This is a genomic window from Faecalicatena contorta (genome assembly GCF_021531995.1).
Taxonomy (GTDB): Bacteria; Bacillota; Clostridia; order Lachnospirales; family Lachnospiraceae; genus Dorea_A; species Dorea_A contorta_A.
Map to the genome: position 1 here is coordinate 15697 of NZ_JAFBIZ010000031.1, position 11662 is coordinate 27358.

Genomic DNA, 11662 nt, shown 5'->3' on the forward strand with positions numbered 1-11662 from the left:
AAGTTGTTTACTTCATTAGTTTTTCCAGATTTTTGTTGGCAGTTGAAAGCATCAATTTCAGACGATTCAGCTGATTTACCTCACTTGCACCCGGATCAAAATCAATAGCTACGATATTGGATTCTGGATAGCGTCTGCGTAATTCTTTGATGACACCCTTCCCTACGACATGGTTTGGAAGGCAGGCAAATGGTTGTGTACATACAATATTCGGCGCACCGCTGTGGATCAGTTCCAACATTTCGCCGGTCAGGAACCAGCCTTCGCCGGTCTGATTTCCAAGAGATACAATATCGGATGCCATCTTACCCAGATCCTGGATCTTGGCCGGTGGATCAAAGTGCCTGCTCTGTGCAAATGCTTTGGTAGCAGGGGCACGGAACCATTCCAGTACTTTGATTCCCAGATTGCCGGTCCATGCTTTGGACTTCTTCATACCAAGATGTGATACTTTAAAGTTCTGATTATAGAAGCAGTAGAGCAGGAAATCCAGAAGATCCGGAACGACAGCCTCTGCGCCTTCACTTTCCAGAAGTTCAACCAGATAATTATTGGCTGCCGGAAGGAATTTTACAAGAATTTCACCAACAACACCAACTCGTGGTTTTTTGATATCCAGTAATTCTATGTGGTTGTCAAAGTCTGTAATGATCTCACGGCACAGCTGATTGAATCTGTGGCGGCCCGGATATCCGTTGGAGAGGAATTCCTGGCACACTTTAACCCATTTTCGGTGCATTGCATTGACAGAACCGGGAACTGCCTCATATGGTCGCAGCCGATATACACATTTCATAAAGATATCTCCAAATATCACGCCATAGACACCGCGAAGAATCAGATTCGGGGTCAGCTTGAATCCCGGATTGTCCTCCAGACCGCTTAAGTTGATGGAAATTACCGGGATATAACCATAACCTGCCTTTTTCAGCGCTCTGCGGATGAATCCGATGTAGTTGGATGCACGGCACCCTCCGCCGGTCTGGCTGATGATAACGGCAATCTTGTGTGTGTCGTATTTTCCGGAAAGAATTGCTTCCATAATCTGGCCGACCACCATTAGAGAAGGATAGCAGGCGTCATTATTGACGTATTTCAGTCCCACATCTACGGCCTGTTTATTATCGTTCGGCAATACTTCCAGATGATAGCCGGAAGCATTGAAAGCTGTTTCCAGCAGTTCAAAATGGATCGGAGACATCTGCGGACACAGAATCGTGTATTCCTCGCGCATCTGTTTCGTAAATACTACTTTTTCGATAGCGGAAGACTGAATCTCGCGCTTTTCACCTCTTTTTTCTCTGACACGGATCGCGGCAAGGAGAGATCTGACACGGATGCGGGCAGCCCCCAGGTTATTCACTTCATCGATCTTAAGTGTCGTATATATTTTTCCGGAATCTGTCAGAATGGATGCTACCTGATCGGTCGTTACTGCATCCAGTCCACATCCGAAGGAATTCAGCTGGATCAGATCCAGATTGTCCACTGTTTTTACATAGTTGGCTGCAGCATACAGACGAGAATGATACATCCACTGATCCATAACATTAAGCGGATGTTCCGCTGGATGCAGATGGGAGATGGAATCTTCCGTCAGTACAGCAATTCCATAAGAGTTGATCAATTCCGGAATTCCATGATTTACCTCCGGATCAATGTGATACGGACGTCCGGCCAGTACGATTCCGCGGTTGCCGGTTTCGCTTAAGAACTGGATCGTTTCTTCTCCTTTTTTCTGCATATCCCTGCGGCAGGCATTGAGCTCTTCCCATGCAGCATGCGTAGCGGATTTGATCTCATGAACAGGGATTGAGAATTTTTCGGAAAGTTCTTCAATCAATCGGTAAGATATGGTCTCTTCACTTGCAAATGAGATAAACGGATGCAGAAAGTCAACTTCATGATTGACGATGGCATCTATATTATTTTTGATGTTTTCCGGATAAGAGGTTACGATCGGACAGTTATAGTGATTGTTGGCTTCCGCAAATTCCTGACGTTCGTAAGGAATACTTGGATAGAAGATCGTCTGTATACCCTCGTTGATCAGCCATTGTACATGTCCGTGGGCAAGCTTTGCCGGATAACATTCAGATTCGCTTGGAATTGATTCGATTCCGAGTTCATATACTTTACGGGTAGAGACCGGAGACAATACAACCCGGAATCCAAGCTGTGTAAACAACGTAAACCAGAATGGATAGTTCTCATATATGTTCAAAACCCGCGGGATACCGATGGTTCCCCGTTTGGCATCTGTCTCGCATAGCGGTGTGTAATCAAAATAACGTTTTAATTTGTATTCGAACAGATTTGGAATCTTGTTCGAGGATTTTTCTTTTCCAAGACCGCGTTCACATCGATTGCCTGTGATGAATTTGCGTCCGCCGCTGAAATGATTGATCGTAAGACGACAGTTGTTTGTACAACCTTTACATTTGGTCATGGTGGTAGAGTATTCTAATGCTTCGATCTCCTCAATCGAAAGCATAGTGGTGCCTTCACAGTCCACGTACCTTTCACGTGCGATAAGAGCAGCTCCAAAAGCTCCCATGATGCCGGCAATATCCGGGCGGATTGCTTCACAGTTGGCAATCTTTTCAAAACTTCGAAGTACAGCATTGTTGTAGAAGGTACCTCCCTGAACGACAATGTGATCGCCAAGTTCTGATGCATCGGACACTTTGATAACTTTAAAGAGTGCATTTTTGATGACGGAATATGCAAGACCGGCTGAGATGTCGGAGACTTCAGCGCCCTCTTTCTGTGCCTGTTTTACTTTGGAATTCATAAATACGGTGCAGCGTGTACCCAGGTCAATTGGATTTTTTGCAAACAATGCCTCATGCGCAAAGTCTTCCACCGTATAATTCAGTGATTTTGCAAATGTTTCAATAAAAGATCCGCATCCGGAAGAGCAGGCCTCATTCAATTGTACGCTGTCTACCGTCTGGTTTTTGATCTTGATACATTTCATATCCTGTCCGCCGATATCCAGAATACAGTCTACATCCGGTTCGAAGAAAGAAGCGGCATAATAATGAGAGACTGTTTCAACTTCTCCCTCATCCAGAAGGAGAGCGGCTTTTATGAGAGCTTCCCCATATCCGGTAGAGCAGGAATGTACGATCTCGACACCTTCCGGAAGCTGTCGGTAGATATCCTTGATTGCGGAAATTGTAGTTCCGAGCGGATCTCCGTCGTTGTTATGGTAGAAGGAATACAGAAGTGTTCCGTCTTCTCCTACCAGTGCGGCTTTTGTTGTCGTTGATCCGGCATCAATTCCAAGAAAGGCCTTGCCGCGGTATGTAGAAAGATCTTTGATCGGCACCTGATGCTTTGCGTGACGATTTATAAATGCCCGATAATCTGCTTCGCTTTCAAAAAGAGGGGTCATACGGTCAACTTCGAATTCCATCTTGATCTTTCCATCAAGGCGGTTCTGCATTTCACGAAGGGAGACGTCCTGATCCTGTTTTGCATTCATTGCAGATCCAATAGCGGCAAACAGGTGAGAGTTTTTCGGTGCGATTGTGTGTTCATCATCCAGTTTCAGCGTACGGATAAAAGCCTCTCTGAGTTCAGAAAGGAAATGTAATGGCCCACCCAGAAAAGCCACATGACCGCGAATTGGTTTTCCGCAGGCAAGACCACTGATGGTCTGATTCACAACTGCCTGAAAGATGGAGGCGGCCAGATCTTCTTTGGCTGCACCATCATTGATCAGTGGCTGAATATCTGTTTTTGCAAACACACCGCATCGAGCAGCAATTGTATAGAGAGCTTTGTAGTTTTTTGCATATTCATTCAGTCCGGAGGCGTCTGTCTGAAGAAGAGAAGCCATCTGGTCGATGAAGGATCCTGTACCTCCGGCGCATACGCCGTTCATGCGCTGTTCCACGTTACCGCCCTCAAAATATATGATCTTGGCATCCTCACCGCCAAGTTCGATTGCGACATCTGTCTGTGGAGCATAGTCCTGCAGAGCAGTGGATACAGCAATGACTTCCTGAACAAACGGGACTTTGAGATGCTTGGCAAGTGTAAGACCGCCGGAACCGGTAATGACCGGTGAAGCATGAATCGGACCTAATTTGTAGAGTGCTCTTCCCAACAAGTCAGAAAGTGTTTCCTGGATGTTTGCGAAATGCCTCTCATAATCAGAAAATACCACTTCATGATTTTCATCTAATATGGCAATCTTAACGGTGGTAGAACCGATGTCGATGCCAAGTGTGTAATGTTCCTTACGATTCATAATATGTAACTCCTTGTCATATAAACATTTATATGTGTTTCTTCCTATTAAATGCATTTTGCCGTTTTACAACCTGTAACATTATACGACAAAAGACGGGAAAAGACAATTAACAAATGCTATATATTTGTGAAAAAGCTGTTAACTTTGAATGGCAGAATTGACAAATAAAATCTAAAACGTTAGAATGTCTACAGTGTAATATCATAATAAGGAGTTTTTGTATGAATAATTGGCTGAATAAACTGGAAAGAAAGTTCGGAAGATACGCAATTCCGAATCTGATGTACTATATTATCATCCTGTATGCAGCAGGATTTATTCTGAATCTTGTGAATCCTTCTTTTTATTACCAGTATCTGTCGCTGGATGCCAGCATGATACTGAAAGGACAGGTGTGGAGAATATTTACATTTATTATTCAGGCACCTTCCAGCAGTCTGATATTCATAGTCTTTTCACTGTATCTGTATTATATGATTGGTAAACAGCTGGAATATGCCTGGGGTGCTTTTCGATTTAACCTGTATTTCTTTTCGGGGATATTTTTTACAGTGATCGGGGCAATTCTTGCATACCTGTTGACCGGGATGGTTCTTCCAATGGATACCTGGTATCTGAATATGTCTTTGTTCTTTGCATTTGCGGCTTTATATCCGGATGTGCAGTTTCTGCTTTTCTTTGTCATTCCGGTGAAAGTAAAATGGCTGGCACTGATTGACGGCCTGTATTTCCTGTATGCAGTGGTGCAGGCATTTCTTCCGGCTTATGGAGGAAGCATATACGGGGCATATTATAAGGCAAATGCTTTGGCGGCATTTATTGCAATTTTGAATTTCCTGCTCTTTTTCCTGGGCTCCAGAAATATGCAGCCATATTCGCCAAAACAAATGAAGAGAAAGAGTGATTTTAAGCGAAAGGTAAATCAGGCAAGCCGTCCTGTCAATGTATATGCAAACGGCGCAAAGCACCGCTGTGCGGTCTGCGGACGGACAGAACTTGACGATCCGGATCTGGAATTCAGGTATTGTTCAAAATGTAATGGCAATTATGAATATTGCCAGGATCATCTGTTTACCCATACACACGTCAAGTAATGTCTGACAGAAAAGTTACACTGATGAAATTGAGAGTAAGAAAGGTAGATAAAATATGAAAAAGACAAAAATTATCTGTACAATGGGACCAAATACGAATGACGAGAATATCATGAGAAAGTTAGTTCAAAGTGGTATGGATATTGCGAGATTTAACTTCTCACACGGAGACCATGAAGAGCAGAAGATGCGCATGGATATGTTAAAAAGAATCCGTGAAGAAGAACAGAAGCCAATCGCAATACTGCTTGATACGAAAGGACCGGAGATCCGTACAGGAGTCCTGAAAGATGGAAAAAAAGTACAGCTGAAGGCGGGAAGTATCTTTACTCTTTGCACGGAAGAGATCGTTGGTGATGAGACAAGAACTATGATCACTTATCCGGGACTGACTGCAGATGTGCAGGTTGGAAGTACAATCCTGATCGATGATGGTCTGATTGAGCTGAAAGTAAAAGAAAAAAGAGATACAGAGATTGTCTGCAAAGTTATAAATGGTGGAGAGCTGGGAGAACGCAAAGGTGTGAATGTACCGAATGTTCCGGTAAGACTCCCGGCAATTACAGAGAAGGACAGAGAAGATCTGAAGTTTGGAGTAGAACAGCAGGTAGATTTTATTGCAGCCTCTTTCGTCAGAAATGCAGAATGTATTCTTGAGATCAAGGCGTATCTGAAAGAGTGCGGCGCTCCTTATATTCCGGTGATTGCCAAGATTGAAAATGCAGAGGGAATCAAGAATATCGATGAGATCATTCGATGTGCTGATGGAATTATGGTTGCCAGAGGTGATCTTGGTGTGGAAATACCAGCGGAAGAAGTGCCGTATCTGCAGAAAATGATGATTCAAAAGTGTAACGATAACTACAAACCGGTTATTACTGCGACGCAGATGCTGGATTCTATGATTCGTAATCCGCGCCCGACCAGAGCGGAAGTAACAGACGTTGCGAACGCCGTATATGACGGAACGGATGCAGTGATGCTTTCGGGCGAAACTGCACAGGGAAAATATCCGATTGAAGCACTCCGGATGATGGTTCACATCGTAGAAAATACAGAAGAACATCTGGATTACGAGCAGATTCTGAAAAAGGCCGGTGAGCATAGAATGAAGAGTGCGTCCAGTGCACTCGGACATGCAACCGTGACAACGGCCAACAACCTTCGTGCGAAATGTATTATTACGCCTACGGTATCCGGAGCTACTGCGAGAGTAGTATCCAAGTTTAAACCAAAGATGGACATCATAGGAGTCAGCCCGAATGAAGCGACCCTGAGAAGAATGCAGATCTACTGGGGGGTCAGACCACTGAAATCTATTGAAGTACGTACAACGGAAGATATCTGTAACAGTGCGATTGACCTGATCTGTGCAAAGCAGATGGCGGAGACAGGAGATGTGGTGATTCTGACGGCAGGCATACCGTCTACAAACGTGGCAGGACAGAAAACAGGTGTCAGCAATATGATGCGTATTGCGGTTGTTGATTAATGATATAAGGCATATACGGACCGGAGATGGAAAACAACGAATTTTTTCGTCTCCGGTCCATGTTGTATGCAGATATGTCTTGACAGAAAAGGAAATATCGTATACAGTGTTCCTGTGGAGAACTACTAAAGAAATATTTTGAAATATAACAGGAGAAAAAGGATGGAAGAAAGATCTTTTGTGGAACGTCTGATGGAGTTTGGACTGACCAGACAGGAGGCGTGTATCTACCAGTGCCTGTCAACAGAGGGAAAAGTAACGGGATACGAAGTGGCCAAGCAGACAGGAATCTCCAGGTCGAATGCTTATAATTCTCTGGCAAATATGACTGAGAAAGGGGCAGCGTATCTTGTGGAGGAGGGAAATACAAGAAAGTATATTCCTGTTCCTCTTGATGAATTCTGCAAGAATCGGATACGAAAGCTTGAAGAATCAAGAAAATGGCTGGAAAGCCATATGCCATCGGAAAAGACCTATACAGAGGGCTATATTACGATAGAAGGTGCAGAACATATACTGAATAAAATACGCAACATACTGGCTCAGGTAGATAAGCGTGTCTATATCAGCTGCACAAGGAATTATCTGCTTCTGATCGTAGGAGAACTGCAGGAGCTTATGAAAGCAAAGAAAAAAGTCGTGATCATTACGGATCAGCCGGTAACTTTTGAAAATGCCAGAGTATATGTAGGAGAAAGCAGAGGAACACAGATCGGTGTGATCGCAGATTCCAGATATGTTCTGACCGGCGAATACGGAGAGGGAAGTATGAATACATGCCTGTACTCCGGTAAAAAGAATTTTGTGGAGTTATATAAGACTGCACTTTCCAATGAAATCAAATTACTGTCCATACGAGAGGAGAACAACGCACAATGAAAAAGGAAACATTTGTAACAAAGGAACAACTAGATGAGATCATCAGAGAATATCCGACCCCGTTTCATCTTTATGACGAAAAAGGAATTCGGAAGAATATGGAAACATTAAGAGAAGCGTTTTCCTGGAACAAGGGATATCGTGAATATTTTGCGGTAAAGGCTACACCGAATCCGTTTCTGATCAATATTTTAAGAGAATATGGATGTGGATGCGACTGCTCATCCTATACAGAGCTGATGCTGTCTGAAGCGATTGGTGCAAAGGGTGCAGATATCATGTTCTCATCCAATGATACACCGGCAGAGGAATTCGTCTATGCAGAGAAGCTTGGTGCGATCATCAACCTGGATGATATTACCCATATTGACTTTCTGGAGAAGGCGATCGGACATATACCGGAGACGATCAGCTGCCGTTATAATCCGGGCGGAATGTTCAAGATCAGCAACGATATCATGGACAACCCGGGAGATGCAAAATATGGTATGACTACAGAGCAGCTGTTTGATGCTTTTAAGATCCTGAAGGAAAAAGGTGCAAAAGAATTTGGTATTCATGCGTTCCTTGCCAGCAATACCGTAACCAATGACTATTATCCGATGCTTGCAAAAGTATTGTTCGAAGTGTCTGTGAAGCTTCAGAAAGAAACAGGAGTACATATCAAGTTCATCAATCTTTCCGGTGGTGTGGGTATTCCTTATACGCCGGATCAGGAACCGAATGATATCCGCGCAATCGGTGATGGTGTACGTCGTGTCTATGAAGAAGTTCTGGTTTCGGCAGGAATGGGTGATGTAGAGATCTATACAGAGATGGGACGTTTTATGATGGGACCATATGGCTGCCTGGTCACAACTGCAATTCATGAGAAACACACACATAAGGAATACATTGGGGTGGATGCATGCGCAGTGAATCTTATGCGCCCGGCGATGTACGGAGCATACCATCATATTACGGTCATGGGAAAGGAAAATCAGCCATGTGACCATAAGTACGATGTGACCGGATCTCTTTGCGAGAATAATGATAAATTTGCAATAGACCGTATGCTTCCAAGGATTGATATCGGTGATATTCTCGTAATCCATGATACAGGAGCACATGGATTTTCCATGGGATATAATTATAATGGAAAATTAAAATCTGCAGAAGTTCTTCTGAAAGAAGACGGAAGTACACAGCTGATTCGAAGAGCAGAGACCCCGGCAGATTACTTTGCGACATTTGACTGCTTTGATATCGGAAAAAAATTGATTGAAAAATAGTGGGGGAAGATGTATGAGAAGCAAATGCGTACTGTCTTTAGTATTCCTGATTTCTGTTATGGTGCTTGGTGGCTGCGGAACGATGTCGGCAGAAGACGCACAGGCATATGTGCAGTCTATACTGGATACCAGCTACAAAGGTGAATTCAAAGAATACATCGAACAGACGGAATCCACAGATGAAGAGGCACAGGAAATCTATGATGCCAACCTGGATGTGATCATGGAGGAAAGCGGTTTTGAAGAGCTGGGAATCTCAGATGAGCTGAAAGCCAACTACAGGCAACTGTTTCAGGATATGCTAAAGAGTGCGAAATACGAAGTCGGTGAGGCAAAAGAAGAGGAAGATGATTCTTATACGCTGGACGTAAAGGTCTGTGCTTTTACTGCATTTGAAGGAGTTACGCAAGAGGCAGAAGCCTGGCTGACAGAGCAGTATGCAGATGCAACGGAGGTTCCGGTGCAGGAAGAACTGAATGAACAGTTTCTTCAGAAAATGTATGAGTTGATGAAAGCAAGACTCTCAGATCCATCCTATGGAGAGGAACAGATGATTACGATCCATATAAAACCCGATTCTGAAGGAGTCTGGTATATACCGGAGGAAGATCTTACGGCAATAGACAGTGCACTATATCCGGAGGATATGTTTTAAGTGTATTCCCGTAGTCGAGTAGATCGGGCATTTTTACGCGCTTTATGAAGGAGATATTGAAACTAAGATATTCATCCATAAAGGAGAAGTAATATGGAACAGGAGTGTTTATGGGACAGAACCCGGCAGGAGAAGTGTTATCAGATGCTTCAAATGAGTGATACGGCTTCCCGTGCCTATTGTCGTTATAAATATCGCAAGTGTCTTCGAAGAAGTCTGATCGATACTTTGCTTCTGGGGAGTGCAGATGTCAGTATTGTATTTGTTGTGTCGATTATTTTTGAAGACTTTCGGAGATGGACTGCGATCGGAATCGGTAGTGTATGCCTGATCTGGATCATCTTCTGTTATTGCAGAAACGTTCGCGAAAACAGAAGAATCAGAAATGCTGTGAATTCAGGAAAATTCTGCGAGTATTGTGTATTATGTGCGGATTATCATATGATTCTTCCGTTTCTCTGCTCGGATGGACATATAGAGCATTGGAGGATGGAATTTGACGACGATGCAAGGGTAAAGGATGGGTGTCGTGCGGTTGTGGTGTATGTGCCATCTGTTCACAGGTGGTATACAGAAGACGAAAAAACAATGAAACGAGTATTTGAAACGAACGAATAGTAAAGGGATTGTTGCAAAATAGATTTGTATCATTTTGCAACAATCCCTTTCCAGTTCTGTTGGTGAAGAGATTTGAAGAATTATTTCATAATATCTTTCAATAAATGCACTTTGTTAAACGGGAATGAGAAATAGTATCCGTCAGCAAAGTCGTATGTATATTCGATCATCTCTCTGGAGACTGCAACTCCGACTGCTTCTCCTTCTGCTTTTGAACCGTGTTCGGGATATCTTTCAATAATAGCGTCTGAGACGGTGACCCCGGCGATTTCATTTTTCATAAAGAGCGCATTCTTACGGCTGATGAGAGGCATGATTCCACATAGTATCCGTGCGCCGGTCATTTCTTTGATATAGCGGACGTGATCGGCATCTTCTTTGGAGAAAATGGGCTGGGTCAGGAAAAATGAGGCACCGGTATCCATTTTCTTTTTCACTCGTTTTATCTCCACATCAATATTGCGTCGTCCCTGATTAATAGCACCACCATAGGCAATTGGCATGTCTGAGAACGTTTCTTCATTCATATCTTTTGCAATCTGCATTAACCCGACGGAATCGAAGTTAAATACAGATTTTATGTTCTGCCTCGCAAGAGATGGAATCGGGTCACCGGTAACAATCAGAAAATTGTGAATGTCATTGATATATGCACCCAAAAATAATGATCTCATAGCAATTGCATTTTTATCACGGCAGCAAATGTGTGGCATCACACACATACCGGTTGCTCGTCGGACCTTTTCTGCCATCAGGACAGAATCAACACGAGTTCTTCCGGAAGGAGAATCAGGGAAAGTCAGTACATCCACATCTTCACTCTGAAGAAAATGAGCAGCCTCCAGAAGCTTTTCGTCATTGGAAGAGATCGGAGGGGCAAGTTCGACAGCGATGAGTTTTTTATTTTTTAATGATCCATCTTTGTTATAGATAAACCCCGTATTTTTTGGGGGGATATCAATTTTTGATTTTTGCAGAGTCACGGTTGCTTTCGTTGGCTGTTCGATATCCAGAACATCTGAGAGTGCCTTGATAAATGCAGGATTGGTACCGCAGCATCCGCCCAGAATGTCCATACCGAATGCGGAAAGATCAGCAAGCTTGTCAGCGAAATATCCGCAGTTGTTGTCAAATATAAGCTGCCGACTCTGGATACGTTTCGGATATCCGGCATTGGGAAGGGCGATCAGATATTTGTCGGATTCAAAATTAATCTTTTTGAAAATCTGAGCCATATGTCCGGGACCAACACCACAGTTTAACAGACTGTCTAACAAATCTACGTCCTCATAGAAATTTGGCAGTCTTACTGTACGATGAATCCTTTTTCTTTATACTCATTCATAAATGATGATTTTTAGTGCGTTATTTTTTAATAATCTTGATGGT

General features: G+C 43.3%; 8 protein-coding genes. 6 read left to right on the forward strand and 2 right to left on the reverse strand.

All coding sequences use genetic code 11. The annotated features are described in order from the left end of the window. Positions 1 to 7: 7 nt before the first annotated feature. Positions 8 to 4261, reverse strand: coding sequence for a 2-hydroxyacyl-CoA dehydratase (locus JQM82_RS06115; protein WP_235249176.1), 4254 nt, complete (start codon positions 4259 to 4261; stop codon positions 8 to 10). A 224-nt stretch (positions 4262 to 4485) separates the two neighbouring features. Between JQM82_RS06115 and JQM82_RS06120 the strand changes: the two genes are divergently transcribed. The 6 genes from JQM82_RS06120 (at position 4486) to JQM82_RS06145 (ending at position 10273) form a co-directional block, all read left to right on the forward strand. Continuing rightward, positions 4486 to 5358: a rhomboid family intramembrane serine protease gene (locus tag JQM82_RS06120; protein WP_235249177.1), complete on the forward strand. Its 873-nt coding sequence runs from the start codon at positions 4486 to 4488 to the stop codon at positions 5356 to 5358. Positions 5359 to 5413: 55 nt separating this feature from the next. Next, positions 5414 to 6850: a pyruvate kinase gene (gene pyk, locus JQM82_RS06125; RefSeq protein ID WP_235249178.1), complete on the forward strand. Its 1437-nt coding sequence runs from the start codon at positions 5414 to 5416 to the stop codon at positions 6848 to 6850. A 162-nt stretch (positions 6851 to 7012) separates the two neighbouring features. Continuing rightward, on the forward strand, positions 7013 to 7729 hold the full coding sequence (locus tag JQM82_RS06130; RefSeq protein ID WP_235249179.1) for a TrmB family transcriptional regulator: 717 nt from the start codon (positions 7013 to 7015) through the stop codon (positions 7727 to 7729). After that, positions 7726 to 9000 (forward strand): diaminopimelate decarboxylase, encoded by a 1275-nt coding sequence (locus JQM82_RS06135; protein WP_235249180.1) that lies wholly within the window; start codon positions 7726 to 7728, stop codon positions 8998 to 9000. Before JQM82_RS06130 ends, JQM82_RS06135 begins: the two co-directional genes overlap by 4 nt. A 13-nt stretch (positions 9001 to 9013) precedes the next feature. After that, a complete protein-coding gene (locus JQM82_RS06140; RefSeq protein WP_235249181.1) occupies positions 9014 to 9655 on the forward strand; it encodes a hypothetical protein in 642 nt (213 codons plus the stop codon). A 93-nt stretch (positions 9656 to 9748) separates the two neighbouring features. Then, the gene (locus JQM82_RS06145) at positions 9749 to 10273 is read left to right on the forward strand and encodes a hypothetical protein (RefSeq protein ID WP_235249182.1); all 525 of its coding nucleotides are present in this window, start codon (positions 9749 to 9751) and stop codon (positions 10271 to 10273) included. An 80-nt stretch (positions 10274 to 10353) separates the two neighbouring features. Here JQM82_RS06145 and JQM82_RS06150 read toward each other — a convergent pair whose 3' ends face one another. Then, positions 10354 to 11550: a methylenetetrahydrofolate reductase gene (locus tag JQM82_RS06150; RefSeq protein ID WP_235249184.1), complete on the reverse strand. Its 1197-nt coding sequence runs from the start codon at positions 11548 to 11550 to the stop codon at positions 10354 to 10356. Positions 11551 to 11662 lie beyond the last annotated feature (112 nt).